Genomic DNA, 25,515 nt, shown 5'->3' on the forward strand with positions numbered 1-25,515 from the left:
TAGACCACACAAAGGTTGCCGGCTCTCGCCTGGATTTCGATTGCCACTAGTCCATCCATTCGTGCCCGCTCTAGCGGTACTCGTCAATCTCCACCGTGCCGCTCAGCGCTTCTGGCAGTTCGTCCTCGTTGCCGTCGCCGGACAGCAGTTGGGAAAGCTCGTCTGCGCGTACCGCCAGCATCGCTTTCTCGATCTCCCTGTCGTATCGGCGGTTGTTCCGATCATGCCCGGCGTGCGCCTTACGCGCGTACTTCTGAACGAAGCAACCACGCTCGCCAGCGAGGCGGTCCCGCTTTCGTTTTGCGATCACGGGAGCCGAGGGCCACATGTTCCGCCGTCGGTCTCATGGACCTCAAGCGAGTCACACTCAATCGCGAGTTCGGCACCCAGAGTGGAATAGATGAAAGCAAGCAGTGCGGCTTTCTTGTCGGTAAGTCGCTCTCCAGCTTCGAGCACAGCACTGGCCCGCGCGTGCTTCGCGTCGTCCGGGGCAACGATGTGAATGCCGTAGACGATATTCAGCAAGCCAAGATGCTCAACCGAAACACACGTCACGCCGTTGAACGTGACCAACGCGCGCCTGTTGGCAAGGTACAGGCCTAGCGTCAGCGTCCGGGGCTCGGTATTCGGGCCAATGACCACGCTGTCCAGATACCAATCGTGGAAATAGCCCCACGCCTTCAATATTTCATCCGTCATATCGATTTACCAAGGGAGTAAGGAGACCGGCGCGCCCTCGTCGCGGATGTAGCCGTCCCAATTGTGCGCGTGCGGATTTGGATTGCCGTGGTGCGCTTCAAGGTCAAAGTCCGCTAGCATTCGGCCCGAACTGACGCAACTGCGGCATCGTCCCCGGCATACTGGAGATCCACGTCCCCGGCGTGCCTTTGAACGGCATCCCGGCAACTTCATCTGCTGCACCACCCGGCATGTCGGGCTGATAGTCGAACGCCTGCGCATCGCCAAGCGGCGTTGATACCGGCGTAGCGATGGTTCCATCCGGAAGCACGTCACCGGGGCGGGCGAACCAGATGGCGAGATCATCGTCGGCGGCCAGTCGCGGAAGTACTGGACGCTGGAATGAACGCCCGGCACTCACCACAGGCAGCGAGCGCCTGAATAGCTGCGACGGCGTGACGGTCGCGTGGTACGGCCGGATCTTCTGCTCAATAGGCGCACCGCCTCCGCGCGACGTACGCGGCGTGGGCACGACTGCGATCACATCGCCACGTTCGACGGCGCTCTGTAGCGCCCGGGCGGTCTGCTCTGGAGCAGCGCTACTCGCGTATGCGCCACTGCGCGCGTTGCGCATGAATTCGACGAGCCGCGCTAGCTGACGTCTGTCGCGCGTGAGTTCCCGCAATCCTGCCGAGGTAATGAGCTGGCGGCCGGCGCGCGCCTCGTTGCTCAGGGCATTACCGTGATACTCATGTCGCGTGTAGAGCGTGCAGCGCCGATGCGTTCCGACGTCGAAGTCAATCGCCATCTGTCTGTAATCCCATCAACTTGTGCCTCCTCCAAAAGCGATTTGAAGAGGCTATGTAGCACAAAGCCGGGAACGGAGCGACAGATCCGACACAATCGTTGACACTCGTCCCTGCGCCGGTCCGCCATGCGTCACCACGCACGGCCGTGCGCGTGTCGAAGCGCCGAAAAGGCCGGACGAAAAACCGGACTTGCAAGGATTCCTGCAAGGAGGAGACGAGTCTAGATGCTGCTGAATGCGGAGCAGCACTGAGGCGGCGAAGCGGCGAAAAACTACTCTCTTATGTGACGCCGGATATGAAGCAGCCCCGCTTTAGGGGGCTATACAAGCAAATCAATCGCCCCGCGATCGATTGCGCCGCATCCAGGTCACACAGGAATCGCACACGTTTTTCCTCAGGAGACCGATTCGAGGGGCACAGGTGGGGGGCACAACAAAATCGAAAACTCCCCGCAAACACCGCCAGCCTTGACGTATGAATTCTGTCAGGGCGACCAACCGCCACCGGTGCTTTTCGTTGCCGATCCGCCTTCCAGGCGAACCACCCGTTCGACAACCCCGGAAAATCAGGCCGCTCCCGTAAATCTCAGATCGCTATAATCGGCGAGCCGACTTCGAAACGTTTCCGAGGACCGACATGGATCAAGCGCTTGAATGCGTTACCACGTTGAATTTTTGTGAGCAGGCCTATCTCGCCGCAAATCCGGACGTCGCTGAGGCTGTCAGGCTCGGCGCATTACGATCGGGAAGATCGCATTTCGAAGTTTTCGGAAGCGCCGAAAGTCATCGCAGGCAAGATGCACTGGTGGCGGCCCAATCCAGGCAGGAACGAAGAAAAAGAATAGCGTCTGTCCTTCGCACTGATATGCCATTTAGTGACGACGGAAAATTTTTCGATTTTTTGTCGCCCGATCTGCGCTCCCAGTTCGACATTTACGACTCGGAACTGGCCGGAAGCAATCTGTACGATCAGGATGCACTGAGTATGATCGAGCGCCATCCGTCGGGGATCATTCTGGATTGTGGGGCCGGCAGCCGTCCCGCGATCTACGAAAACGTGATCAATTTCGACATCACCAACTATCCATCCACCGATGTGCGCGGTGTCGGCGAAGTTCTGCCATTCAAAGATGCATCGTTCGATGGCCTTCTGTCGTTGAATGTCCTCGAACATGTGAAGGACCCATTCACTGCCGCCAAAGAGATTCTTCGCGTGTTGAAGCCAGGAGGCGATCTGGTCGTGGTGGTTCCGCTCACTCAACCTACTCACGGCTACCCGCATCACTACTACAACATGACAGCCGAGGGGATTCTCAACCTGTTCGGATCTGCGATCAATGTCGAACGTGTGTACGTACCGGAATCGACATCGGCCATCTGGTCGATTTACTGGATCATGAGCGAATGGGCCGATGGTCTCGACGAGAATGCGCTGAAGGAATTCAAGGCGCTCACGGTCGAAGAAATTCTGCAAGGACCGCCGACGTTGCTGGATCGATCGTTTGTGAAGCAGCTAAGCGCAAAAAAGAATCTCGACATTGCGAGTTCGACGACGGTGATCGCGAAACGTGTTTGAGACGACGCCAGTCCAGCGGCTCCATTATTTTTGCATCGGCCGACGGACACTTTGCTCATATATCGAAGGGTCGACGACGTTCATCTGATCCTTTGGGCGTTCACCAAAAACTCGCTCGAAGTCCTCGGGACCCAGAATGTCAGCAGCGTCGTGGAGAAAAGACGAATAGGCCTGGTTCAGCTCCGAGGCGGACGGAACATCGCTGCCCTGCGGGGCAGGTTGCAAACGCTCGACCCGCACCATAAATACGCGTCGATGATTCATCAACGACTTGATTTTCGCATCCGCGTCGGGACCCTTCAAAGTCGCCTGAAGATGCTCCTGAAAATCGTCGACATCGGATTCCTGATGTCCTGGCTTCATCGCGTCACTCCCGCTTGGTGTCGAGCACTGAATCTTCTTGCTCGCCCATGCAGCATGCTGCTTGCCGTATGGTCCGAAGATCGCGATGCTCAACCAGTAGCCCCTGGACATGCGGACGGTAGCTGGAGCCGCTCCACCGCTGCCGGTCGCCCAAAGAATCTGGTTTGACAGCTGATGGCATACACCATCGCGACCATAGCTGAATATCGTTCCACGAGCGGCCGGATCGATGTTCGAGTCCACATCGGGCTTACATAGACAACTAGCATAAAGCAGATTTGCCGCGCCGGAAGCCAAAAAACCATCCGCACTGACCGGCGTCCCACCTCGGGCGTGGAAGCTGCCCCAGCTGTACCAATAGTGCTCGCCCGCGATCAGGACGTCCGCCAGCGCTGGGTAAATCTTCACGCGGCTGTCGTAGGTCGTCACCCATGTATGGTCGACCACGGAATCCTGGAAATACGCCGGAACGGACCACGCGAACAATGTAACGGCGCTCATTGCTTCACCTTTTCGTCCGGTCGCATCACAGCGCTGTCGCGCGATTCTCGCCCGATAAGCCGGTAAGAACTTTACTCACCTCAAAGGTTATACGCGCTCAGCGGTATTAATTTCAAGGACACGAAAACCCGTCGAAGCACGCTTACCGCTTCGCTCCGGCTACCGCGCTTCCCCACGACAACCCGGCGATCCAGCTGGCCACGGCCCGACTTGCCGGTCGCTCGACCCACCGATACGACCCGAGCGCCACCGCCGTCGACGCGACCACAACCGCCCCGCCAACCAGATCTCCCGGCAACCGATGTCGCACATCGATCATCTGCATGAAGCCGACCACGACCGGCATCGCGAGCAGATGCGTCAGATACAGCGAATACGACGCATCGCCGATGCGCTCGAGCCACCTGTTCCACCGCACCTTGCTCTCGACCGACAATCCCGCCACCACGACCGCCAACGCCGGCAGGCCAAATACGAGAAACCGGTTCGCATCGGTCAACCTCGGCGCAAACACACCCGCTGCGGCGACCGCCACCAGCAATCCCGCCGCCGCGGCCACCGGCACCGTCCGCCCCGTCGCATACCAGGCTCCGAAGCAACACCCGAACACGAACTCCAGCACCAGCGGATTCGTGTAAAAGGCGAACGCGACGCCCTCGCCGGGCAGCAGATGCAACGCGGACGTCAGGAGCAGGAACGCCCCTACCGCCAGCAGACGACGTCTCGTCACGCACATCGCCGCGGCAAACACGCCGTAAAACCACATCTCGTAGTTCAACGTCCAGCCGACGCCCAGCACGGGCGCGGCCATGCCGGTCCAGCTCATCGACGGTAGAAACAGAAACGACGACAGCGCATGCCAGGCGCTCACGCGCGCATGACCGAACGCTTCGGAAACGCCCGGCACGGACGCGACGAGCGCGATAAACAACGCGGTGAGAATCCAGTAGAGCGGCACGACCCGCGCGATGCGGGCGCAAATGAACGAGCGCGCCGACTGGATTCCCGGGGGCAAACCCTGAGTCACCAGCACCATCACGAAGCCGGAGATCACGAAGAAGACGTCGACGCCGATTTCGCCATAGCGCGACACGCGCGGAAAAACATGGACGAGCCAGCCATGCGCGGCGACGATGCCGTCGGTATGAAACGCGACGACGCCCAGCGCGGCGAGCGCGCGCAACGCCTGAATTGATCGATACTTCCTGATACCTGTCATGCCCTTCGATCCGGCAAAGTGCGTAAGGGGGCATGGCAGCGCAGAGCGTCGCGATGCCGAGTGGCCGGGCGCGTTCGATTCGCGCCCGGGCGGCCGAGCGGTCAAGCTCGCGAAACGCTCAGGCCATCAAGCCGGCCGTTGCGGAATATTCAGGCCGCGCACCACCGCCGGACGCTCGACGAACGCGGCCAGCACGCGCCGCACGTTCGGGAAGTCCTGAATGCCGACCAGTTCTCCCGCCTCATAGAAGCCGACCAGATTGCGCACCCACGGGAAGATCGCGATATCGGCGATCGAATACTGATCGCCCATCACCCATGTGCGTCCTTCCAGGCGCTGCTCCAGCACGCCGAGCAGCCGCTTCGATTCGGCGATGTAGCGATCGCGCGGACGCTTGTCCTCGTACTCCCGGCCGGCGAATTTGTGGAAGAAGCCGACCTGGCCGAACATCGGACCGATGCCGCCCATCTGGAACATCACCCACTGGAGCGTCTCGTAGCGCCCGGCGGCGTCCCGCGGGATCAGCCGGCCGCTTTTGTCGGCGAGATAGATCAGGATCGCGCCCGATTCGAACAGCGGCAGCGGTTTGCCGTCGGGACCGTTCGGATCGAGGATCGCCGGAATCTTGTTGTTCGGGTTCAACGACAGAAACGCCGGCGTCATCTGATCGTCGGTATCGAAGCGCACCAGATGTGGCTCGTACGGCAAGCCGGTTTCCTCGAGCATGATCGAGATTTTTACGCCATTGGGCGTCGGCAGCGAATAGAGCTGAATCCGGTCCGGATGCTCGGCCGGCCATTTCTTCGTGATCGCGAAAGCGGATAAATCGGTCATGGGTTCGGGTCGCCCTATGGGACAGAAATTGCAAGACCGCCCAATATAAACCGACTCGCCACAACGCGTGCGAGGCCGCGTGAAGACCCTACAAACGCTGCGGCAACAGCGCCGTTCGCGATCGGCGGTTCACCACAAGTCCTTCGTCGCCGTACCCGCGCGCACGTTGAAGCCCTCGCGCCACAGCGCCGCACCGACCGTCAGCAGCAGCGTCTTTTCGGTGCCGTCGAGCAGTTCCCACGCGGTCGCGAGCCACGTCGCGAAGTTCGCGCAGGTCGCTTCGAGATCGGGCGGCGCCTTGCCTTCCAAATACTGCCGTTCAAACATCGAAAGTATCTTTTCGGGTGTCATTGGCGCGACCTCCTGATGGGATTGCGCCAAGTCTAAAGGGCTCGCAGCGCGTGCGGAATGCCGATCATCGCGATCACGGGTTACTCCCAGGCCGGCCGCCGCGCCAACGTCAGCCGTGACCCAACTGGTGAAATCGGACGCGTCGTGTCCGACCTGCGCCGTACAAAAAACAAAGGCGCCGCGACGATCGCGACGCCTCCGCCGTTACGGCAACCTGCATCGAACGGGTTCAGTGACGACCGCGCTTTGCATCGTCCCTGGCGTCTTCCTTCGCATCGCCATAGGCCTTCTGCACCTTGCCGGCGCCCTGCTGCAGGTCGCCCTTGAGTTCCTTCGCAGGGTCCTTCGTGGCCTTGCCGACGGCCTCGTTGACCTTGCCCTTGACCTGCTCGCCAACGCCCTTCACTTGATCCTTGTTCATGCTCGGCTCCCATATGCGTAGTCGACGGAAATGCCGGCGCGGTATTGCGCCGGTGTGTGGGAAGCAGCAACGGCTGTTCCCGGGAGCTGCTCCGCGCGCCGGGCCGCGGCACCGACGAACGCCGACGCGCGATCGGGCAAATTTTTTATCGAAAGGCCTAAAGTCTCGCGGCGCACCGCCGTAAATGCGCTCAGGGAGGAGTCATGGACCGCACGGAGACTACGATTTCGGGATCATCGCAAGCTGCGTTGATCGATCACGACATCGCGCACATCGCGCGGGTGATGCACGTATCGCTACGCGGCGATTTCGGCGGTCCGATCCTGCCAGCCACCTATTGGCGCAAACGACTGACCACGCTGGTCGACAGCGGCCAGCTTTCTACCGCCCAATTGGACAAAGTCGATAGCCTGCTGCTGCAACTCGATCGGCTGGCCTCGACGCCGCTGCCCGAATGGGAACGCTTCGCGCCCGCGCCGACCTCGCGATTCGAGCCGGCTGGCCCGGTGAAGAAGGTGAAGTCGGCCTGACCGCATCCGCCCCACCCGCTGCACCCGCACGCGTGGCGCCAAGCCGGCCCGCGGCTCGTCTTGCGCGCCGCAAAAAAAGCGGCCGGGCACGAGGTCGCGGCCGCCAACACACGTCGCAACGCCGGAGACCAGCGTCACGGGACAAGCGTATATCCGCATTCGTCACAGGCATGGTTCGCGGCAGACAAACTTAGCGGCGCGACGTATCGCGAAAAATTCCTGATCAATCGGCGCCAACAATAGGGAAATGGGACGACCTTAGGTCATAATGTCCGCAAAAATTCCCAGCAAGGACGCCAAGTGACCCTCGCCGCCCCGTTCGACCTGCTCAAGCAGGCGCGCGCCCGTTTCACCCAACGCGAAATCGCAGCCCATGTCGGCAAGGACATCAAGACGGTGCGTCGCTGGGAAAAAGGTGAAACGCCTTGTCCCGCGATGCTGGAACCCGCGTTGCGCGATCTGCTGCGGCAAGGCGCGCGTGAGGCGCAACACGCGGGCGACGCGGCGCGCTTCCGCTTCATCGATCTGTTCGCGGGTATCGGCGGCATTCGCATGGGCTTCGAGGCGCACCGCGGCGAATGCGTGTTCACCAGCGAGTGGAACGAGTTCTCGACGCGGACTTATCGCGAGAACCACGGCGACAACTCCGCGAGCGGCGGCGCGCACGCGCTGATCGGCGACATCGTCACGTTTCCCGCCGAGGACGTGCCGAGCCACGACGTGCTGCTCGGCGGCTTTCCGTGCCAGCCGTTTTCGATCGCCGGCGTCAGCAAGAAAAACGCGCTTGGCCGGCCGCACGGCTTCGAATGCACGACCCAGGGCACGCTGTTTTTCGACGTCGCGCGCATCATCGCCGCGAAGCGCCCCGCCGCGTTCCTGCTCGAAAACGTAAAGAACCTGCTGTCGCACGACAAGGGCCGCACCTTCGACGTGATCCTGCAAACGCTGCGCGACGAGCTCGGCTATGAGGTGCACTACCGCGTGATCGATGGCCAGCATTTCACGCCTCAGCATCGCGAGCGCATCATCGTGGTGGGCTTTCGCGGCAAGACCGGGTTCACATGGGACGACCTGCGCCTGCCCGAACAGGGTCCGCGGCTCGGCGCAATCCTGCATCGCACGGACGGCACGGAACCGATGCTGCCGTGGGACCAAGACCGCTTCTTCGACCACACCGCGCGCCGCGTGCAGCCGAAGTACACGCTCACCCCGAAGCTGTGGGCGTATCTGCAAAACTACGCGGCCAAGCATCGTGCGGCGGGCAACGGCTTCGGTTTCGGCATGGCCTATCCGGACAGCGTGACGCGCACGCTGTCGGCGCGCTATCACAAGGACGGCTCCGAAATTCTCGTCTATCAGGGCGAGGCGCTGCGCCCGCGCCGCCTGACGCCGCGCGAATGCGCGCGACTGATGGGCTTTCCCGACACCTTCAGGATTCCGGTCAGCGATACGCAGGCCTACCGGCAGTTCGGCAATAGCGTCGTGATGCCGGTAATGCGCGAAGTGGCGCGTATCATGCTGCCGCATGTGCAAACCCTGCTTGCCCACCCGACCCGCGATGCGTCGAAACACTCCCTGCCGCTCTACGCGTGAGCGGCCGCGCGACCCGTTGGCCCGCTGACGATGGTCGATATCGTCGATAGCGCGACGCGCAGCCGGATGATGTCCGGCATTCGCGGCCGCAACACCAAGCCGGAGATCCTGATCCGCAGCCTGTTGCATCGGCGGGGCCTGCGCTTCCGGCTCGACGCGCGCGATCTGCCCGGCCGCCCCGACATCGTGCTGCCGCGCTATCGCGCGGTGGTGCTCGTGCATGGCTGCTTCTGGCATGGCCACGACTGTCATCTGTTCAAATGGCCGCAGACGCGGCCCGACTTCTGGCGCGACAAGATCGGCCGCAATCGCAGCAACGACGACAAGGTGCGCGCCGCGTTGCTCGCGAGCGGCTGGCGCGTCGCGGTCGTGTGGGAATGCGCTTTGCGGGGCGCGAATCGCGATATCGCGGGCGTGATCGAGCGGCTCGTCGCATGGATCGGAAGCGACGCGCCGGAGTTCGAGGAACGCGGCTGAAAACCGCGCGCGACCTGCCCGGCTCGCGCGAGTCTCGCGGCCGCTGGTGCTACACTCGAAAGGCTCACCCGGCGCGCTTTCGAGATGCCTTCGAGGCACGCTTCGGCGGCGTTTTCCGGGTGCTTCCAGGCGCTTTCGCGGCACGTCCTCACGCGCTTCGGCATGCCGCGAGATGCGCCTCGCCCGCCGCGACATCGCGAACTCCGACGATCCCAGAACCAATCAACAAGGGAGGCACATCATGGCTGACTTCCGTCTCTGGTCCGACGATTTTCCCACCAACGGCTTCATGCCGAGAGCCCACGAGTACAACGACAAGGCGTTCGGCGGCGACGGCGAAAACATCTCGCCGTCGCTGCAATGGGAAGCGCCGCCCGCGGACACGCAAAGCTTCGCGCTCACCGTTCACGATCCCGACGCGCCGACCGGCAGCGGCTTCTGGCATTGGGTCGTGGTGAACATTCCGGCCGACGCGCGCTCGCTGCCGCGCAACGCCGGCAAGGCCGACGGCTCGCTGCTGCCGCAGGGCGCGATGCAGGTGCGCAACGACTATGGGACGGTCGGCTTCGGCGGCGCCGCGCCGCCGCGCGGCGATCGCACGCATCGCTATATCTTCCGGCTGCATGCGCTGAAAGTGCCGCATCTGCCGGTCAGCGCGGAAACCACCAACGCGGTCGCGCGCTTCATGACGCACCTGAACGAAATCGATTCGACGACCCACACGGGCCTTTACGAACTCAAATAACGCACGCGCGGCGCCGGCGCCCGGTAACGCCGGCGCCGCGCCGACCGATACGCCCGCAGCGGCCAGCGCGTGAGCCGCGCACAGGCGCGCCAACATCTCCGACAAATCAAACAATCGATGCACGCACCCTCCCCGCGCACGGACGGCTCGACGCCCTCCACTTCCCGCTTCGAAGGCAAGGAACTGGGCCTACCGGTTCCGCAACGCTACTGGGCGATGCTCGTCATCGCGCTCTCGCTGACGCTCGCGGTGCTCGACAGCGCGATCGCCAACGTCGCGCTGCCGACGATCGCGCGCAACCTCAATGCGAGTGCCGCCGCGTCGATCTGGGTCGTCAACGCGTATCAGCTCGCGATCACGATCTCGCTGCTGCCGCTCGCGTCGCTCGGCGACCGCGTCGGCTACCGGCGCATTTATCTGTCGGGCCTGATCCTGTTCACGGTCGCGTCGTTCGGTTGCGCGCTGTCGAACTCGCTGGCGACGCTCGCGTTCGCGCGAGTGATCCAGGGCTTCGGCGCGGCCGGCATCATGAGCGTGAACACCGCGATCGTGCGCATGATCTATCCGCCCGCCCAGCTCGGGCGCGGCGTCTCGATCAACGCGATGGTGGTGGCGGTGTCGTCGGCGGTCGGGCCGACGGTCGCCTCGGGCGTGCTCGCGATCGCGAGCTGGCCGTGGCTGTTCGCGATCAACGTGCCGATCGGGATCGCGGCGATCGTCGGCGGCTTCAAGGCGCTGCCGATGAACCCCGGCCACGAATCCCCGTATGACTATCTGAGCGCGGTGATGAATGCGTTCGTGTTCGGCCTGCTGATTTTCGCGGTCGATGGCCTCGGCCACGGCGAGCGTTTCGGCTACGTGACGCTCGAGGCGCTCGGAGCGCTGGTCATCGGCTACTTCTTCGTGCGTCGCCAGCTGACGCGGCCCGCCCCGCTGCTGCCGATCGACCTGCTGCGTATTCCGGTGTTCGCGCTGTCGATCGGCACGTCGGTCTGCTCGTTCTGCGCGCAGATGCTCGCGTTCGTGTCGCTGCCGTTCCTGCTGCAGGAAACGCTCGGCATGTCGCAGGTCGAAACGGGTCTTTTGATGACGCCGTGGCCCGCGATCATCATCATCGCGGCGCCCATTGCCGGCGTGCTGTCGGACAGGATATCGGCCGGCTGGCTCGGCGGCGTCGGGCTCGCCGCGATGACCGTCGGCCTGCTGCTGCTCGCGACGCTCGGGCCTCACCCGGACGCGCTGCAGATTTCGTGGCGCATGGCGCTGTGCGGCGCGGGCTTCGGCATCTTCCAGTCGCCGAACAATCGCACGATGCTGTCGTCCGCGCCGCGCGAACGCAGCGGCGGCGCGAGCGGCATGCTCGGCACCGCGCGCCTGACCGGGCAAACGCTCGGCGCGGCGCTGGTCGCGCTGATCTTCGGCGTCGCGCCGCAGAGCGGGACGATCATCGCGCTGTATGTGGCCGCGGGGTTCTCGGCGGTCGCGGCGGTCGTCAGCACGATGCGGGTCGTGCAGAAGGTGGCGCAGCCGGCCTGAGGGCTGTGGCCGTTACGCGCGCAAGACATGCACAACGTGAGCGGCACACACGCGCCGCCCGCCCGCGCGGGCCGCGCCTGTCGGCTCAGGGCGATGCCGTCACGTCAGCGAGCTTTACCGCTTTGGCCGTCACCGAAGACGCGGTCGCGACGTGGCGCAGATCATCGAGCAACGTATCGCGCCACACCGACAGGTTGCTCTCGCGCATCGGCTCCATCATGTCCGCATGACGCGCCTGACGTTCGGCGAGCGGCATCGCTAATGCGCGCTCGAGCGCTTCGGCCATCTGCGACAGATCGAACGGATTGACGACCAGCGCGCCCGGCAGCTGCTCGGCCGCGCCCGCGAATTGCGACAGCACGAGCACGCCCGGATCGGCCGGATCCTGCGACGCGACGTACTCCTTGGCCACCAGGTTCATGCCGTCGCGCAGCGGCGTCACATAGCCGACCTGCGACTGGCGGAAGAGCGCCATCAGCAGATTGCGCTCGTACTTGCGGTTCAGATACTGGATCGGCGTCCAGTCGAGCTGCGCGAACCGGCCGTTGATGCGGCCCGCCTCGCCTTCGAGCGTTTGCCGGATGCGCTGATAGGTCTGCACGTCGGCGCGGGTCGGCGGCGCGATCTGCACGAGCGACACGCGGCCGTGCCAGCCGGGCGCGTTCTGCAACAGCCGCTCGAATGCCTGGAAGCGCTCGACCAGCCCCTTCGAATAATCGAGCCGGTCGACGCTCATGATCAGCTTGCGCCCGCGCATGCCGTCGCGCAGGCTGCGCACCGCCTTGCGGTCGGTGAACTGCTCGGCGGTCTTCGCGATCGCGTCGGGATAGATGCCGATCGGGTACGCGCCGACCTTCAGGAAGCGGTTGTACGCGTGCACCATGCCGTCTTCGCTCGACGTGCCATGGTGACCGCGCTCGATATAGTCGACGAACGACTGGCGATCCGCCTCGGTCTGAAAGCCGATCACGTCGTAGCTGCACATCGCCTTGACGAGTTCTTCATGCGGCGGAATCGTGCGCAACACTTCGGGCACCGGAAACGGAATGTGCAGGAAGAAGCCGATCGGGTTCTTCACGCCGAGCTCGCGCAGGCAGCGCGCGAACGGCAGCAGATGGTAGTCGTGCACCCAGATGATGTCGCTGGGCTTGAGCAGTTCCTTGAGCTGCTTGGCGAGCGTCGCGTTGACGCGCTGGTAGCCCGCGTAGTCCTCGCGGTCGTAGCGGGACAGGTCGTTGCGATAGTGGAAGGTCGGCCACAACGTGGTGTTCGAAAAACCGCGGTAGTACTCGTCGTAATCGCGCTTGGTGAGGCCCACAGTCGCGTAGGTGACGTTGCCCTGCTTCTCGATCACGGGCGCGGATGGCTCGCTGACCGTTTCGCCGCTCCAGCCGAACCAGACGCCGCCGGTCTCCTTCAGTGCGTCCAGCACGCCGATCGCGAGCCCGCCCGCTGCCGGACGCGCTTCCTGAATCGGTGCGACACGATTCGATACCACGATCAATCTGCTCATTAGTGCTCCATTGTTTCGTTGTATGCGGAATTGCGCCAAAACGGTGCATGCAATCATCGTGCCGATATATGAGATATCGGAAATAAAGTTGTATGAAAATGTGACAAACGAGCGAATCCCCGCAATCATCACGGATTGCGAAGAAGATTTTTCTGTTAGATCCGACGAATCCAGAGGTCTTTCTTACCGGTATCCCGGGTCGCCGGGATACCCCCGCCCGGGTGCTACGCTGCCTCAGGCATCCTGCTCCGAGCCCAGATCGCGCTGGTATTCGAGGCCTTCCTGACGCACCCCGCCCTGGTTGTGCTCGCCGTCCGGCGGCGTATGCGGGGCGATCCGATTCTGCGCGGCCGGGTCCGGCGACACCACCGGCTCAGTCTCGACCTCGGCCGGCCGTGGCCCGCGCTTGGGGTGCCGCGCGGAACGTCGCAATGCGGGATGTCTCATGATCGTGCCTCCGGGGGAAGCCTGCCGCTTGTCGGGCATCCCTACAGTCTAGGGGGCGAAACCGTAAATTGCCGGTAAAACATGCGCCGGCTTTGTAACAAGTACAGCAATGCTCTGCACCGACCCAGGGCATGACGCCTTGCAGTGCGGGATGTGGTTCCATCGAGTGCGCGACAGGGCGCCGACAATCGACGGTCGTATCAACATTGCCGCGGGTCGCGACGGACGGTCGGCGGCCTGAGGCGTTTGCGTTGGCTGCGGCGGCGGATCGCCGATCGGCGGCGTGACCGGTTCGACGGGTTCGATCGGATCGGGTGTCGGGCCGGGGATCGTGTCGGGTTCGGCCGGGTCCGGCGGCGCGATGGGAGGTGCAGTGGGCGGCTCGACCGGTTCGGGCCGATGAGCGTGCAACGGCCTGGACGGCGCGGAAACGGCAGCGTAATGCGACAGGTGCGGCGGCAGGTGCGGCATGTCGGTGACCTCGTTTTGCGTTCCACCGGAGCGCAGCAAGGCTTGTGCCGTTCGGGTGCCCGCCCGGAAGCCCGGGCGGGCGGATACTGGGGACGCGGATGACGTGCGAACGAGGCGCGGATCAGGCGTCCGCGCCGCCGAGTGCGCGTGATTCGTCGGTGGGATCGCCGTCGTCGCGCGCATCGTTGCCGTACTCGACGAGGCGGTTGTACAGCGTCTTCAGGCTGATGCCGAGAATTTCCGCGGCGCGCGTCTTGACGCCGCCGCATTGCTCGAGCGTCGCAAGAATCAGCTGACGGTCGGCTTCCGCGAGCGAGGTGCCGAACGGGATCGTGATCGCGGTGCCGGCCGCGGGCTTCGACAGCGTGATTTGCAACGGCACCGTCGCCGTGCTATCCGAATCCCCGCTCGACATGATGTGCGCGCGCTGCACGTAGTTCTTCAGTTCGCGCACATTGCCCGGCCACGGATACGACAGCAGCATGTCCTTCACCGCGACAGGGAAATGCTTCTTCGTGCCGTGACGCTCGTTGAGCTCATCGAGGAACGATTGCGCGAGCAGCTCGACGTCCTTGCCGCGCTCGCGCAGCGGCGGCAGGCTGATCGGAAACACGTTCAGCCGGTGGTACAGATCGAGCCGCAGCTTGCCTTCGAGCACCGCCTGCTCGGGATCGCGATTGGTGGCCGCGATCAGACGCACGTCGGTTTCGATTTCCTTGGTCGTGCCGACGCGCATGAACATGCCGGTCTCAAGCACGCGCAGCAGCTTTACCTGCAGCTCGATCGGCATCTCGGTGATTTCGTCGAGGAACAGCGTGCCGCCGTTCGCGCGCTCGAAATAGCCCTTGTGCTGCCGGTCCGCGCCGGTGAACGAACCGCGCTCGTGGCCGAACATTTCCGATTCGATCAGATTCGGCGAAATCGCGCCGCAGTTGACCGCGAGGAACGCGTGCTTGCGGCGCAGGCTCAGCTCGTGCAGCGTCTGCGCGGCAACTTCCTTGCCGGTGCCCGATTCGCCGACCAGCATCACCGAGGCCGCCGTCGGCGCGACGCGGCTGATCTGGTCGTAGACCTCCTGCATCGCCGGCGAATTGCCGAGCATCAGACCGAAGCGGCCCATGCGGCGCAACTCGCCGCGCAGCGTGCCGATTTCGGCCTTCAGGTCGCCGGCGCGCGGCAGGCGCGACAGGATCGACTTCACGCGCTGCATGTTGATCGGCTTCACGAGGTAGTCGGCCGCGCCCATTTTCAGTGCGCTGACCGCCGACTCGACCGTCGCGTGGCCGGTGATCACGATCACTTCGACGCCGGAGCGCGGATCGAGATCTTCGAACAGATCGACCCCGCTGCCGTCGGGCAGCTTCAGGTCGGTGAAAACGACGTCCGGCATCTGCCGGATCAGTTGAATACGCGCTTCGCGCAGATCGCCCGCGGTGGCGGTGGTCAGCCCGTCTTCCCCGATGACGGCGGAAAGTGCCTCACGGGTACCTGCGTCGTCATCGACAATGAGTACATGTGGCATCGCGTTTCGAAAGCCTGCAAGCGTGGGTCAGAAAATATGCGGAACATGCCAATGGGCATGCGGCTGGGTCCGGTCGGCTGCATGACGCGGACTCGATTGCGTTCCGTTCCGCCGACCATTTGATGAAAAATTGCAACAATAACGGCCAGATTCGCGCCAACTTCCGCGTCATTGTTGTCTATTTACCTATTATACGGCTTTATAAGATTCATTTAACAATCCCGTTCCAGGCGCCGGCGGCAGGCCGCGTTGCATTCGAGCGAACCGCGTCAGCCGCGCGGAAAGGGCCATGCGCGAGGTTCGCCGTTGACCTGCCCCGAGCCGTTGGCGCTGTGCGAGGCAGGCGCCAGCTCGGTCGACAAAGTCGCCGGCGCCGCCACCGCGCCGCCCTCGTTTTCCCAGCGGCTCAGCTCGCGCGCCGGTGAGACCTGGCCCATGCGCTTGTGTTGCACGTAGCGAACCGCCAGGAAGCCGCCGATTGCCATCAATGCGCCAAAAAAACCAATTGTGGGTCGTGTCATCATGAACTCCTTGGATCGTGATGCGGATGGATGCAGCCGTGCCAAGCGTGCGCCGCGCCTAACGCGCGACCAGCACGCCGAGCAGAAAACCGCTGCCCGCCGCGAGCGCGAGCGAGCGCCACGGGTTATGGCGCACATAGTGCTCGGCGCTGACCGCCGCCCCGCGATACCGGCGATGCACGTTGCGTTGCGCATCGCCGAGCGTCGATTGCAGCGTTTCCACGTGCGTGCCGAGCCGGTCGCGCAAGGCGCCGACGCCTTCGCCCGGCACGTTGGCGGCGAGCCGCAGCATTTCCTCCGAGTCCCTCAGCAGCACCCGAAGATCCTCGACGATCTTCTGTCCGCCGAGTGCAAGTTGTTGTGTGGTGTCAGTCATCGTTCACTCCTCGTCTGATTCGGCGTTCGTGCGTTGCCGCGGAATCGGTGCGTCGACCGGTGCAACAGTTCGGGCTTCGGGCGCACGATGCGGGTTGCCGGTTTGCGCTGGCCGGCGGCGCTGCGACGTAGCCGTCAAACCTCGCACGACTCGATCAAACGGTCAATGATGCAATGCGTGTGCCCGGTATATTTACCGCTCCAACGCGCTGATAAAGCCAATTTCGCGCACTTTCGACCGATTGCGCGCACGGCTATTTCAGCGACTGCCAGTTCGATTGCCGGAATCAGTGTCGAAGTGGTTAAATCGTCTTTTATGAGATAGTGGCTGTACGGTCTATCGCATTCAAGGCCTGCGCGCCGCAACACGAACTCCATTTGCACAGGACTTCCCTTTTTATGGCGTCAATCGATCTGGACTCGCCCACCGTGTCCGCCGGTGGCAATGCTTCGCCACAAGCGAAGCAGCGCGTCGCGGACGCCGTCGCGGGACTGAAATCGTACGGGCTGCTGTACGGCTCGTCGCCGGTAATGCTCGATCTGTACGAACAGATCGAACGCGTCGCCGATACCGACGCGACCGCGCTGATCATCGGCGAATCGGGCACCGGCAAGGAGCTGATCGCCCGCACCATTCACGAGCGCAGCGGCCGCAAGGACGGCGCGTTCGTCGCCGTGAACTGCGGCGCGATTCCCGATGAGCTGATCGAAGCCGAACTGTTCGGCCACGAAAAAGGCAGCTTCACCGGCGCGGTCCAGGGTCGCATCGGCTACTTCGAACATGCGAACGGCGGCACGCTGTTTCTGGACGAAATCACCGAAATGGCGCCGGTGCGCCAGGTCAAGCTGCTGCGCGCGCTCGAAACCGGCACGTTCTATCGCGTCGGCGGCAACGAGTTGATCAGCGGCAACGTGCGCGTGATCGCCGCGACCAATCGCGACCCCGCCGTAGCCGTCAAGGAAAACGGCTTGCGCGAGGATCTGATGTACCGGCTCGCGGTGTTTCCGCTGCGCGCGCCGCCGCTGCGCGAGCGCGAAAACGATCGCGAACTGCTCGCGCAACACTTCCTCGCGCAATTGAATCAGCAGGAAGGCACCAACAAGAGCTTCAGCAAACGCTCGATCGAAACGCTGCGTTCGTGGTCGTGGCCGGGCAACGTGCGCGAGTTGAAGAACGCCGTCTATCGCGCGTTCATTCTCGCGGAAAAGACGGTTGAATTGCCGCATCCGCATCTTGCGTCGCGAGTCAAGAAAGCGGTCACGCAAGGCGACGCGATGAGCGTGTGGATCGGCACGCCGCTCGCCGACGCGCAGAAGCAGATCATTCTCGGCACCCTCAAGTACTGCGGCGGCGACAAGCGACGCGCTGCCAAAGCGCTCGGCGTGAGCCTCAAAACGCTGTACAACCGGCTGAGCGCATACGGCGACGAAAGCGGGGAAGACGAAGCCGACTCATAGGCACGGTGCAACGCGAGCCGTGCGCCGATGGCGGCGGCCAGCTGTTGCGCTGTTCGTCACGATCCTTTCGCCGCGCGCTTCGCGGCACCGAATTCACCTGCTCAACGTCACACGCCGACGGCGAATTCACCTGATGTCCCCAATACCTGGCAGAGCCAGGTAAGCCCGCCCATGCGACAGAAAACATCGCAGCGCACGATGTTTTGCAATTTCTTGCATTTTTTCGCTGCCAATTACAAAACGCATCCTGCACAATGCGGCTGCATAATGAACGACGTGTCCTTCGTTTACACGCGCGAAGCGTGAACGCAGGCACCTGTACGGGCAGGGATGGGAGAAATGCAAAAGAACATGGTGCGGGTTGTCAACGCAAAGTCCGTTGTCGCTGGCAAACGCCCCCACGTAACAGCGCTGATTGCGCTGGCGCTGGCGGTTTCGTCGGCATTGAGCGGCTGTAGTTCGTTGTACTCGGAAGGCGCGGTCGCGGGCGCCGGTGTCGCGGGCGCCGCGGTCGCCAGCAAGGTCACCAGCAATGCGGCGGTCGCGACCGGTATCGGTCTTGGCGCGGTCGCCGCCGCGCGCGCCGGTGTGCAGTACTCGGAGCGCGTAGTTCACACGAATACGCAGAACAGCATCGCGCAGGCGGCCGGTCCGCTCGAGGTCGGCGCGGTCGCCCCGTGGAGCATCACCCACTCTTTCCCAATCGAAGACGACGAACACGGCCGCGTGACCGTCAGCCGTCTGATCAGCACCGGCCCGCTCGACTGCAAGGAAATCGTCTTTTCCGTCGATCAAAACGAAACCCGCGACAAGCCCGCGAGCAGCGCGTTCTACATCGCATCGGTTTGCCGTGATGGTAAGGACTGGCGTTGGGCATCGGCCGAACCCGCCACCGAGCGCTGGGGTGCGCTGCAATGAAATTGCGTTCGCTTGGCGTTCCGATGGGTGATCGGATGCGGCTCATCGCGGCCGGCGCGCTATGCGTCGGCGCGAGCCTGCTGGCGAGCGGCTGCGCGTCGATCGGCGCGGCGAGCGGCGCGGCGGCGGGTATCGCGTCAGGCCTCGTGACCAGCAATCCGGCCGTCGCGCTCGGCGTCGGCGTGGCCGTGCAGGCCGCGACCGACGAAGCGGTCGCGCGCTACATGCGCAGCATGCACAAGGATCAGCAGGATCTGATGGCGGCGCTGGTCGGCACGATGCCGGTCGGCGAAACGAAACCGTGGTCGGTCAAGCACACCTTGCCGATCGAAAACGGCCACGGCGAGGTGCGCGTGACCCGCGCGTTCAGCTCGGCGCTCGCGCTGTGCAAGGATTTCGTGTTCTCGGTGCAGGACGGCGACGGCCCGAACGCGCCCGAGAGGTGGTTCACGGCGAGCGCGTGCCAGCAGGACAAGGGTTGGAAGTGGGCGACGGCCGAGCCGGCGGTTGCACGCTGGGGCAATCTGCAATAAAAAAGCGGCGAGGTTTTCCTCGCCGCTTTTTTGTCTGAACCGGAGTCGTTTCCGCGGCAACCCAGGCTTAAGACTCCACGTCTTCCAGACTGAAGATTTCGGTCTGGTCGTTATACGAAAAGATCTCGCCGTAACGGCCCCAGTTGATGACCGCGTCGAGCGTCTCTTCCGCCGCGCTGTCCGACAGGAAGTCCTCGAGCTCCTGCTCGAAACGCACGCGCGGCGCGCGATGTCCGGGCCGCTCGTTCAACACCTTCTTGATCCGCGCCGCGAGCGGAACGTGCCGCAGCAGATGCTCGGCGAACATCATCTTCCGTTCCTGCGTGCCGAACTCGGAGAACACGCGCGCCGGCGGCGTCAGGAAAATGTCGCCCTCGCGCACGTCGGCGAAACCGAGGTGCTGCAGCACTTCGGCGATCGGGAACAGATCGTCGACCTCCAGATGCAGCGAGCGCGCGATTTCCGGCATGTCCGCGCGGCCGTGATACGGCGCGGCGGCGAGCGTTTCGATCAGACCGGCCATCAGGTTGGTCGATACGTGCGGCAGCCAGCTACCGAGCTCCAGCCCCTTCTTGGTCTTTTCGTCGGTCTGACGCGCGGTCATCTTCGCGTAGATCTCGTCGACGAGGCGGCGGAATGCCGGGTCCAGACGGTTGCGCGGATGCTTGAACGGCACCTTGATCTCGGCGATCACGCGGCCCGGGTTCGACGACAGCACCAGAATGCGGTCGCACATGAACACCGCTTCCTCGATGTTGTGCGTCACGATCAGCACCGCCTTGATCGGCATGCGCCCCTGCGTCCAGAGATCGAGCAGGTCGGTACGCAGCGTTTCGGCGGTCAGCACGTCGAGCGCGGAGAACGGCTCGTCCATCAGCAGCAGCGTCGGATCGACGACGAGCGCGCGCGCAAAGCCGACGCGCTGGCGCATGCCGCCCGACAACTCGCGCGGATACGCGTTTTCGAAGCCGTCGAGGCCGATCAGGTCGATCGCGGCAAGCGCGCGCGTGCGCCGCTCCGACGCACCGACGCCTTGCGCCTCGAGACCCGCTTCCACGTTCTGCAGCACGGTCAGCCACGGAAACAGCGCGAAGGTCTGGAACACCATCGCGACACCCTTCGCCGGGCCTGCGAGCGGCTTGCCCATGTACGTGACTTCGCCGTCGGTCGGCTCGATCAGACCGGCGATGATGCGCAGCAGCGTCGACTTGCCCGAGCCCGAACGGCCAAGCAGGCCGACGATCTCGCCCTCGCGCAGCGACAGATTCGCGTCGTCGAGGACGAGCAGTTCGCCCTGCGTCTTGTTGAAGCCGCGGCACACGTCCTTCACGCGCAGGATTTCCTCGCCGAGGCGCGGGGGCTTCGGCGGCGTCTGGATCGGCGCGGCGGTCATAGCAGCTTTAGGATTTTGCATCGCGTTAAGCCTTCATTTCTCAATCTAGACGGAGCTTGCCTTCGGCGTAGGCGTACATCGGACGCCACAGCAGACGGTTGAACAGGGTCACGAATAGGGACATCACGGCGATGCCCACGATGATCTTCGGATAGTCGCCCGCCGCGGTAGTCTGCGCGATATAGGCGCCGAGGCCATGCGCGGCGACCTTGGTATCGCCCCACTGCACGAACTCGGCAACGATGCTCGCGTTCCACGCGCCGCCCGACGCGGTGATCGCACCGGTCACGTAGTACGGAAAAATGCCCGGCAGCATCGCCTGACGCCACCACTGCCAGCCGCGAATGTGGAAATTCTTGGCCGCCTCGCGGTAGTCGTTCGGATACGAGCTTGCACCTGCAATCACGTTGAACAGGATATACCACTGCGTGCCGAGCACGATCAGCGGCGACAGCCAGATGTCCGGATTCAGGTGAAAGCGCACGATCGCGATCACGAACACCGGGAACAGCAAATTCGCCGGGAACGCCGCGAGGAACTGCGCGAGTGGCTGCATCTTTTCCGCGAGCGCGGGGCGCAGGCCAATCAGCACGCCGACGGGCACCCAGATCACGGAAGCGATCGCGATCAGCACGACCACGCGCAGGAGCGTGATCAGGCCCAGCACGAACACGTGGCCGATCTCGTCGAGCGTCACGCCGGTACGCACATACAGGAACACGCGGTACACCACATACACCGTGGCGAGCAGCACGATCGCCGCCCAGATGAAGTCGCCGAGCTTCGAGTTCTTCTCGCGCTGCGGGATGTGAAAGCGCGGCGCGCTGAACGCCGGCAGTTGGAAGCGCACCCGAGCCGCGCGCGCGAACATCCAGCCGAGCGGCACGAGCAACCGGTGAATCAGCCGCGTGCGGCGGATAAGGTCGAGCAGCCACGATTCCGGCGCATCGCCCGAACTCGTGAACTCCATGCGGAACTTGTCCGCCCACGCGACGAGCGGACGGAACAGCAACTGGTCGTAGGCGAGAATCACGACCGTCATCGCGAGGATGACCCAGCCGATCGCGTGCAGGTTCTTGTCGCTGATCGCCTGCGCCAGGTAGGCGCCGATGCCCGGCAGCGTAACCGTATGATTGCCGACCGTGATCGCTTCGGAAGCCACGACGAAGAACCAGCCGCCCGACATCGACATCATCATGTTCCAGATCAGGCCGGGCATCGAGAACGGCACTTCGAGTTTCCAGAAGCGCTGCCATGAAGTCAGATGAAAGCCGCGCGAGACTTCGTCGAGATCGCGCGGCACCGTGCGCAGCGACTGATAGAAGCTGAACGTCATGTTCCACGCCTGGCTCGTGAAGATCGCGAAGATCGCGGCGAGTTCGGCGCCGAGCACGCGGCCCGGGAACATCGCGAGGAAGAACGTGACCGTGAACGAGATGTAGCCGAGCACGGGCACCGACTGCAGGATGTCGAGAATCGGCACCAGCACGAGACCGGCGCGGCGGCTCTTGGCGGCCAGCGTCCCGTAGACCAGCGTGAAGATCAACGACGCGACCATCGCCGCGAGCATGCGCAGCGTGGTGCGCATCGCGTACTCGGGCAGGTTGGCCGGATCGAGCGAGATCGCCTGCGTCTTTAGCGTCGACATCGGCGCGAGCGTCTCGTGAAAGCCGATCGACGCCATCGCGATCAGGCAGATGATCAGCGGGAACGCGACGAAGTCCCAGCGGTTGGGCAACACGCGCCATGCCGACGCATTGGCGGTGCGATTCAGGTTGAAGCTGAAATCCATCAGATGCCCTCCCTCTTCAAACAGGCATTCGAACGCTCGAAGGAGGCCGCGGCTGCTCCGCGGCGGTCTATGGGTCGGTCCGGAAAGCGGAAATCAGGCATGGCAAAACGCGCGTGCGTGGTAAATCGTTAGCGTTGGAGACACATGGGCCGGCAATGGACAGATTCGTGAACGCGTCGCCCACGACCCCAACCATCACGCCGAACTCCTGTCGCCGCGGGCGCCGCCCGAGGGCTGGCGGGCTTTCCTCGTTTTGGACGGCACGACACTACACCATCCTATGTTTCAGGCACAACCTTTCGCCGCAAATTGCGATACGGCCTTGCGAGGCCGGGGCGTAAGGCTTCAGCAAGCCCCGGCACGCGTCGCCGCGCCGCACTGTACTCTGCTGCCGCGTGCTTCAGCGTGACACGTCGCGAGGCCGTCTCGCGGCGTGGCGCGCAAGCCACATCGGCGCGTCGCCCCGGCCGTCGTCGCTCGATCGCTTCATTGGCCCGCACAGCTATCAAGAAAGCGGCGCGGCTGCCGTTAAGAATCTGATCAGTGCGGCATATGCAGGCGGCATCCCAGCAATAACGGTGGCATCGTGCCCCGCGACGGTTAAAATCGGGAAACGACGTACCTGTTTATCAGCGGATCATCCCGGGCATGGCGACGGCGCAGCGCACCTCGCTCGCGACGGGACGAAACCGCAGCTGATGCAGATAACGACACAGCGTTGAGAGCGCGCTGCCCACGAACGAGCAAGTTGCATGTCACAGCCAGACGGATCAGAGGGTCGATGAACAGGACAACCTTGCGCCAGGTAGCCGGGCCGGTCAGCTTCGTGCTGATCGTACTCGTCTGCTGGTTCGTGGCTGGCATGGTCGCGGACCGGATGGTACAGCAAGAGCTGGACGCGGCGTTGCGCACGCAGCGGCAAATGTCCACGTCGATCGTCGACAACATGGCCGAAGTGATTGCCAGCGACCTCGCGATGTCCCGCGCGATCCCCGCAACCATGGCCGAAATGGACGTGGTCCAGCGTGCCCTCGTGCAATCGCAGAATTATGCCGTGAACAGCGAGGCGGCGGAACCCGCCTTGCGAGCCGCCTTGCTCAAGGATCCGAAGATGGCCGGGGTCAGCAGGTTCCTGCACGAAGCGCAGGGCTTCTCCGGGCTCGATCAGGTCTGGATCGTCAACGCGAACGGCATCTGTGTTGCGTCGAGCGGCACGATGTCGAACCCCGAGGGTGCGCAGCAATCGTTCGTCGGCGTGGACATGCGCGCGCGCGGCTATCTGACCAACGCGCTGCTCGGCGCATTCTCCGAAGCCTACGGCGTGGGTCGCGCGAGCGGCGAGCCGGGCATCTTCATCGCCGCGCCGGTGTACGCGGACGGGCTGCTGGTCGGCGCGGTGGTCGCGAAGGTCGGCATCGCGCGGTTGCGCCACTGGGTCGCGCACGCGGGCACCTTCGTGTCCGACGACAACGGCGTCATCATCATGGCGCACAACAGCGCGCTCGAAGGCCACGCGTTGCCGAACTCGCGCGTCACGCTGATGAGCCCCGCCGAGCGGCGCATCATCTACCGCCGGGAGACGTTCCCCGACATGCTGATCCGCAAAGACACGCAAGTGCGTGAGCAGGCGCCGTGGGTGCCGGCGTCGGTCGCCGCGCAGCTGTTCGGCATGATCGAACGGCCGGCCCCGGCGCTCTATCAGAACCGCGGCGGCCTGAACTCGGGGCTCTCCGCGCACCTGGTCGATCCGCTCGCCGCGTGGCCGGAGCTGCTGCGCAACCACAAGCGCGACCACCTGCTGGTGTTCCTGACGCTGGCCGGCACCGTCGCGCTCGCGTGGGTGATCACCGTGTCCTACGTGCGCGAGCGGCGCCACCATCGCGCGACACGCGATCTCGCCGAGCAGTTGCAGTCGGCCAATACGCTGCTGTCGGCGGAGGCGCGGCACGATGCGTTGACCGGCGCGCTGTCGCGGCGCTATTTCCTCGACCTGCTACGCCACGAGATCGATCGCGCGCACGCGGGGCGCGAGCCGCTGTGCATGGCGATCGCCGATCTCGACCACTTCAAGCAGATCAACGACCGCTTCGGCCACGCCGCCGGCGACCGCGCGCTCGAACATTTCGTCGATACATGTCGCGCCGAGTTGCGTGGCTCCGACGCGGTCGGCCGGCTCGGCGGCGAAGAGTTCGGCCTGCTGCTGCCGGCCACCGATCTGACGGGCGGGCGCGAAGTCGTCGAGCGTCTGCGGCTGCGGTTGAAAGCGGTGCCCTCGCCGAAGCTGCCGGCCTCGGCGGGGCTGAGCGTGAGCATCGGCATCACCGAACTGTCGCCCGACGATCTGCCCGAGCGTCTCATGAGCCGCGCCGATACCGCGCTGTATGCGGCGAAGACCGGCGGGCGCGACCGCACCGAAGCACTGCCGCCCGACGATACGGCGCCGCCTACGCGCACCGCGGTGAATGCCTGGTGAATGCCTGACGCTCGCCGAAATATTCAGCGCGCGACGGTATCGCCCTCTCCGCTCAGCCAACCCACGCCGACACCCTGCCCCGCGCTGAAAACGACGCCGAGCCTCCCACAACGAAGCAGGTATCATCAATCCTGATATCGGATTGTCACTACCGCACTAACGGGAGATTCGCATGAAGGGAAATCTGGTGATCGTCTGTCGCGATCACGACGCTGATGCTTTCGACCAGCTGCTCGCCGAATACGGCGCGTTCCAGACGCGTCTGTCGTCGACCGCGTGGTATCTGAAACTGGAGGTCGCGCCGGAACTGATTCAGGAGGAAATACTCGCGCGCCTCGGCAAATATACGACGCACTATATTTTCGAGGCGGAATCGGTGACGTGGAATACCGTCGATAGCGAAACGGCGAACGCGTTGAATACGCTGTTTTCGGACTGAGCTCTCGCCGCTCGCGATGCCGACGCCT

At 63.8% G+C, this 25,515-nt stretch carries 26 protein-coding genes and 1 pseudogene; 11 read left to right on the plus strand and 16 right to left on the minus strand.

Going from position 1 to position 25,515, the window contains the following annotated elements; genetic code table 11:
* Positions 1-70: 70 nt before the first annotated feature.
* The 3 genes from HWY30_RS07660 to HWY30_RS07670 form a co-directional block, all read right to left on the minus strand.
* Positions 71-310, minus strand: a complete 240-nt coding sequence (locus HWY30_RS07660) for a hypothetical protein (RefSeq protein WP_090805629.1) — start codon at positions 308-310, stop codon at positions 71-73.
* A complete protein-coding gene (locus HWY30_RS07665) occupies positions 307-699 on the minus strand; it encodes a hypothetical protein (protein ID WP_244144823.1) in 393 nt (130 codons plus the stop codon). Before HWY30_RS07665 ends, HWY30_RS07660 begins: the two co-directional genes overlap by 4 nt.
* A gap of 103 nt (positions 700-802) precedes the next feature.
* Positions 803-1,486, minus strand: a complete 684-nt coding sequence (locus HWY30_RS07670) for a hypothetical protein (protein WP_090803593.1) — start codon at positions 1,484-1,486, stop codon at positions 803-805.
* A gap of 637 nt (positions 1,487-2,123) precedes the next feature.
* Here HWY30_RS07670 and HWY30_RS07675 point away from each other — a divergent pair.
* Entirely contained in the window at positions 2,124-3,062 is a 939-nt protein-coding gene (locus HWY30_RS07675; RefSeq protein ID WP_090803591.1) for a class I SAM-dependent methyltransferase, read from the plus strand.
* A gap of 24 nt (positions 3,063-3,086) precedes the next feature.
* On the opposite strand, the gene HWY30_RS07680 is transcribed toward HWY30_RS07675, so the two are convergent.
* From HWY30_RS07680 to HWY30_RS07700, 5 genes are all read right to left on the minus strand, one after another.
* The gene (locus HWY30_RS07680) at positions 3,087-3,926 is read right to left on the minus strand and encodes a hypothetical protein (protein WP_090803590.1); all 840 of its coding nucleotides are present in this window, start codon (positions 3,924-3,926) and stop codon (positions 3,087-3,089) included.
* A 142-nt stretch (positions 3,927-4,068) separates the two neighbouring features.
* Positions 4,069-5,145: an acyltransferase family protein gene (locus HWY30_RS07685; protein ID WP_090803589.1), complete on the minus strand. Its 1,077-nt coding sequence runs from the start codon at positions 5,143-5,145 to the stop codon at positions 4,069-4,071.
* 126 nt (positions 5,146-5,271) lie between these two features.
* The gene (locus tag HWY30_RS07690; RefSeq protein ID WP_090803587.1) at positions 5,272-5,979 is read right to left on the minus strand and encodes a glutathione binding-like protein; all 708 of its coding nucleotides are present in this window, start codon (positions 5,977-5,979) and stop codon (positions 5,272-5,274) included.
* A gap of 129 nt (positions 5,980-6,108) precedes the next feature.
* Positions 6,109-6,330, minus strand: coding sequence for a hypothetical protein (locus HWY30_RS07695; protein ID WP_090803585.1), 222 nt, complete (start codon positions 6,328-6,330; stop codon positions 6,109-6,111).
* Between the two features lie 229 nt (positions 6,331-6,559).
* A complete protein-coding gene (locus HWY30_RS07700) occupies positions 6,560-6,751 on the minus strand; it encodes a CsbD family protein (RefSeq protein ID WP_090803583.1) in 192 nt (63 codons plus the stop codon).
* Positions 6,752-6,954: 203 nt separating this feature from the next.
* Here HWY30_RS07700 and HWY30_RS07705 point away from each other — a divergent pair, with 203 nt between their 5' ends.
* From HWY30_RS07705 to HWY30_RS07725, 5 genes are all read left to right on the plus strand, one after another.
* Positions 6,955-7,281: a hypothetical protein gene (locus HWY30_RS07705; protein ID WP_090803581.1), complete on the plus strand. Its 327-nt coding sequence runs from the start codon at positions 6,955-6,957 to the stop codon at positions 7,279-7,281.
* Positions 7,282-7,581: 300 nt separating this feature from the next.
* Positions 7,582-8,874: a DNA (cytosine-5-)-methyltransferase gene (dcm, locus tag HWY30_RS07710; RefSeq protein ID WP_090803579.1), complete on the plus strand. Its 1,293-nt coding sequence runs from the start codon at positions 7,582-7,584 to the stop codon at positions 8,872-8,874.
* A 30-nt stretch (positions 8,875-8,904) separates the two neighbouring features.
* Positions 8,905-9,351, plus strand: coding sequence for a very short patch repair endonuclease (locus HWY30_RS07715; RefSeq protein WP_090803578.1), 447 nt, complete (start codon positions 8,905-8,907; stop codon positions 9,349-9,351).
* Positions 9,352-9,592: 241 nt separating this feature from the next.
* Positions 9,593-10,096 (plus strand): YbhB/YbcL family Raf kinase inhibitor-like protein, encoded by a 504-nt coding sequence (locus HWY30_RS07720; protein WP_018419796.1) that lies wholly within the window; start codon positions 9,593-9,595, stop codon positions 10,094-10,096.
* 117 nt (positions 10,097-10,213) lie between these two features.
* Complete coding sequence (locus HWY30_RS07725) at positions 10,214-11,632, plus strand: MFS transporter (protein ID WP_090803576.1); 1,419 nt, start codon at positions 10,214-10,216, stop codon at positions 11,630-11,632.
* A gap of 85 nt (positions 11,633-11,717) precedes the next feature.
* Here HWY30_RS07725 and otsA read toward each other — a convergent pair whose 3' ends face one another.
* From otsA to HWY30_RS07750, 6 genes and pseudogenes are all read right to left on the minus strand, one after another.
* A complete protein-coding gene (gene otsA, locus HWY30_RS07730) occupies positions 11,718-13,145 on the minus strand; it encodes an alpha,alpha-trehalose-phosphate synthase (UDP-forming) (RefSeq protein WP_090803575.1) in 1,428 nt (475 codons plus the stop codon).
* 234 nt (positions 13,146-13,379) lie between these two features.
* Entirely contained in the window at positions 13,380-13,592 is a 213-nt protein-coding gene (locus HWY30_RS07735) for a hypothetical protein (protein WP_090805626.1), read from the minus strand.
* A gap of 213 nt (positions 13,593-13,805) precedes the next feature.
* A pseudogene (locus HWY30_RS41485) lies at positions 13,806-14,063 on the minus strand (hypothetical protein); the annotation flags it as partial.
* A gap of 121 nt (positions 14,064-14,184) precedes the next feature.
* A complete protein-coding gene (locus tag HWY30_RS07740; protein WP_090803573.1) occupies positions 14,185-15,585 on the minus strand; it encodes a sigma-54-dependent transcriptional regulator in 1,401 nt (466 codons plus the stop codon).
* 269 nt (positions 15,586-15,854) lie between these two features.
* Positions 15,855-16,106: a hypothetical protein gene (locus HWY30_RS07745; protein WP_090805625.1), complete on the minus strand. Its 252-nt coding sequence runs from the start codon at positions 16,104-16,106 to the stop codon at positions 15,855-15,857.
* A gap of 58 nt (positions 16,107-16,164) precedes the next feature.
* The gene (locus tag HWY30_RS07750; protein WP_090803571.1) at positions 16,165-16,482 is read right to left on the minus strand and encodes an ElaB/YgaM/YqjD family protein; all 318 of its coding nucleotides are present in this window, start codon (positions 16,480-16,482) and stop codon (positions 16,165-16,167) included.
* Between the two features lie 398 nt (positions 16,483-16,880).
* Between HWY30_RS07750 and HWY30_RS07755 the strand changes: the two genes are divergently transcribed.
* The 3 genes from HWY30_RS07755 to HWY30_RS07765 all read left to right on the plus strand — a co-directional run bounded on the left by HWY30_RS07755 (position 16,881) and on the right by HWY30_RS07765 (position 19,390).
* A complete protein-coding gene (locus tag HWY30_RS07755; protein ID WP_090803570.1) occupies positions 16,881-17,939 on the plus strand; it encodes a sigma-54 interaction domain-containing protein in 1,059 nt (352 codons plus the stop codon).
* 339 nt (positions 17,940-18,278) lie between these two features.
* Entirely contained in the window at positions 18,279-18,857 is a 579-nt protein-coding gene (locus tag HWY30_RS07760) for a hypothetical protein (protein ID WP_090805623.1), read from the plus strand.
* The gene (locus HWY30_RS07765; RefSeq protein WP_090803568.1) at positions 18,854-19,390 is read left to right on the plus strand and encodes a hypothetical protein; all 537 of its coding nucleotides are present in this window, start codon (positions 18,854-18,856) and stop codon (positions 19,388-19,390) included. The genes HWY30_RS07760 and HWY30_RS07765 overlap by 4 nt, the downstream gene beginning before the upstream one ends.
* 67 nt (positions 19,391-19,457) lie before the next feature.
* Here the strand turns inward: HWY30_RS07765 and HWY30_RS07770 are convergent, their stop codons facing one another.
* Both HWY30_RS07770 and HWY30_RS07775 read right to left on the minus strand, forming a co-directional pair.
* Entirely contained in the window at positions 19,458-20,804 is a 1,347-nt protein-coding gene (locus HWY30_RS07770) for an ABC transporter ATP-binding protein (protein WP_026225663.1), read from the minus strand.
* A gap of 19 nt (positions 20,805-20,823) precedes the next feature.
* Positions 20,824-22,575: an ABC transporter permease gene (locus tag HWY30_RS07775; RefSeq protein ID WP_090803567.1), complete on the minus strand. Its 1,752-nt coding sequence runs from the start codon at positions 22,573-22,575 to the stop codon at positions 20,824-20,826.
* Positions 22,576-23,356: 781 nt separating this feature from the next.
* Between HWY30_RS07775 and HWY30_RS07780 the strand changes: the two genes are divergently transcribed.
* Both HWY30_RS07780 and HWY30_RS07785 read left to right on the plus strand, forming a co-directional pair.
* Positions 23,357-25,048, plus strand: coding sequence for a sensor domain-containing diguanylate cyclase (locus tag HWY30_RS07780; protein WP_090803566.1), 1,692 nt, complete (start codon positions 23,357-23,359; stop codon positions 25,046-25,048).
* Positions 25,049-25,220: 172 nt separating this feature from the next.
* Complete coding sequence (locus HWY30_RS07785) at positions 25,221-25,487, plus strand: double-stranded DNA-specific endonuclease (protein ID WP_090803564.1); 267 nt, start codon at positions 25,221-25,223, stop codon at positions 25,485-25,487.
* Positions 25,488-25,515 lie beyond the last annotated feature (28 nt).

It is taken from the genome of Paraburkholderia tuberum STM678 (assembly GCF_902833905.1).
Taxonomy (GTDB): Bacteria; Pseudomonadota; Gammaproteobacteria; order Burkholderiales; family Burkholderiaceae; genus Paraburkholderia; species Paraburkholderia tuberum.

Excerpts from the sequence above, each read along its gene's own strand:
- HWY30_RS07665 (WP_244144823.1), bottom strand. The coding sequence starts at position 699 with ATGACGGATGAAATATTGAAGGCGTGGGGCTATTTCCACGATTGGTAT.
- HWY30_RS07670 (WP_090803593.1), bottom strand. The coding sequence starts at position 1,486 with ATGGCGATTGACTTCGACGTCGGAACGCATCGGCGCTGCACGCTCTAC.
- HWY30_RS07675 (WP_090803591.1), top strand. The coding sequence starts at position 2,124 with ATGGATCAAGCGCTTGAATGCGTTACCACGTTGAATTTTTGTGAGCAG.
- HWY30_RS07680 (WP_090803590.1), bottom strand. The coding sequence starts at position 3,926 with ATGAGCGCCGTTACATTGTTCGCGTGGTCCGTTCCGGCGTATTTCCAG.
- HWY30_RS07685 (WP_090803589.1), bottom strand. The coding sequence starts at position 5,145 with ATGACAGGTATCAGGAAGTATCGATCAATTCAGGCGTTGCGCGCGCTC.
- HWY30_RS07690 (WP_090803587.1), bottom strand. The coding sequence starts at position 5,979 with ATGACCGATTTATCCGCTTTCGCGATCACGAAGAAATGGCCGGCCGAG.
- HWY30_RS07695 (WP_090803585.1), bottom strand. The coding sequence starts at position 6,330 with ATGACACCCGAAAAGATACTTTCGATGTTTGAACGGCAGTATTTGGAA.
- HWY30_RS07700 (WP_090803583.1), bottom strand. The coding sequence starts at position 6,751 with ATGAACAAGGATCAAGTGAAGGGCGTTGGCGAGCAGGTCAAGGGCAAG.
- HWY30_RS07705 (WP_090803581.1), top strand. The coding sequence starts at position 6,955 with ATGGACCGCACGGAGACTACGATTTCGGGATCATCGCAAGCTGCGTTG.
- HWY30_RS07715 (WP_090803578.1), top strand. The coding sequence starts at position 8,905 with ATGGTCGATATCGTCGATAGCGCGACGCGCAGCCGGATGATGTCCGGC.
- HWY30_RS07720 (WP_018419796.1), top strand. The coding sequence starts at position 9,593 with ATGGCTGACTTCCGTCTCTGGTCCGACGATTTTCCCACCAACGGCTTC.
- HWY30_RS07725 (WP_090803576.1), top strand. The coding sequence starts at position 10,214 with ATGCACGCACCCTCCCCGCGCACGGACGGCTCGACGCCCTCCACTTCC.
- otsA (WP_090803575.1), bottom strand. The coding sequence starts at position 13,145 with ATGAGCAGATTGATCGTGGTATCGAATCGTGTCGCACCGATTCAGGAA.
- HWY30_RS07735 (WP_090805626.1), bottom strand. The coding sequence starts at position 13,592 with ATGAGACATCCCGCATTGCGACGTTCCGCGCGGCACCCCAAGCGCGGG.
- HWY30_RS07740 (WP_090803573.1), bottom strand. The coding sequence starts at position 15,585 with ATGCCACATGTACTCATTGTCGATGACGACGCAGGTACCCGTGAGGCA.
- HWY30_RS07745 (WP_090805625.1), bottom strand. The coding sequence starts at position 16,106 with ATGACACGACCCACAATTGGTTTTTTTGGCGCATTGATGGCAATCGGC.
- HWY30_RS07750 (WP_090803571.1), bottom strand. The coding sequence starts at position 16,482 with ATGACTGACACCACACAACAACTTGCACTCGGCGGACAGAAGATCGTC.
- HWY30_RS07755 (WP_090803570.1), top strand. The coding sequence starts at position 16,881 with ATGGCGTCAATCGATCTGGACTCGCCCACCGTGTCCGCCGGTGGCAAT.
- HWY30_RS07760 (WP_090805623.1), top strand. The coding sequence starts at position 18,279 with ATGCAAAAGAACATGGTGCGGGTTGTCAACGCAAAGTCCGTTGTCGCT.
- HWY30_RS07765 (WP_090803568.1), top strand. The coding sequence starts at position 18,854 with ATGAAATTGCGTTCGCTTGGCGTTCCGATGGGTGATCGGATGCGGCTC.
- HWY30_RS07770 (WP_026225663.1), bottom strand. The coding sequence starts at position 20,804 with ATGCAAAATCCTAAAGCTGCTATGACCGCCGCGCCGATCCAGACGCCG.
- HWY30_RS07775 (WP_090803567.1), bottom strand. The coding sequence starts at position 22,575 with ATGGATTTCAGCTTCAACCTGAATCGCACCGCCAATGCGTCGGCATGG.
- HWY30_RS07780 (WP_090803566.1), top strand. The coding sequence starts at position 23,357 with ATGAACAGGACAACCTTGCGCCAGGTAGCCGGGCCGGTCAGCTTCGTG.
- HWY30_RS07785 (WP_090803564.1), top strand. The coding sequence starts at position 25,221 with ATGAAGGGAAATCTGGTGATCGTCTGTCGCGATCACGACGCTGATGCT.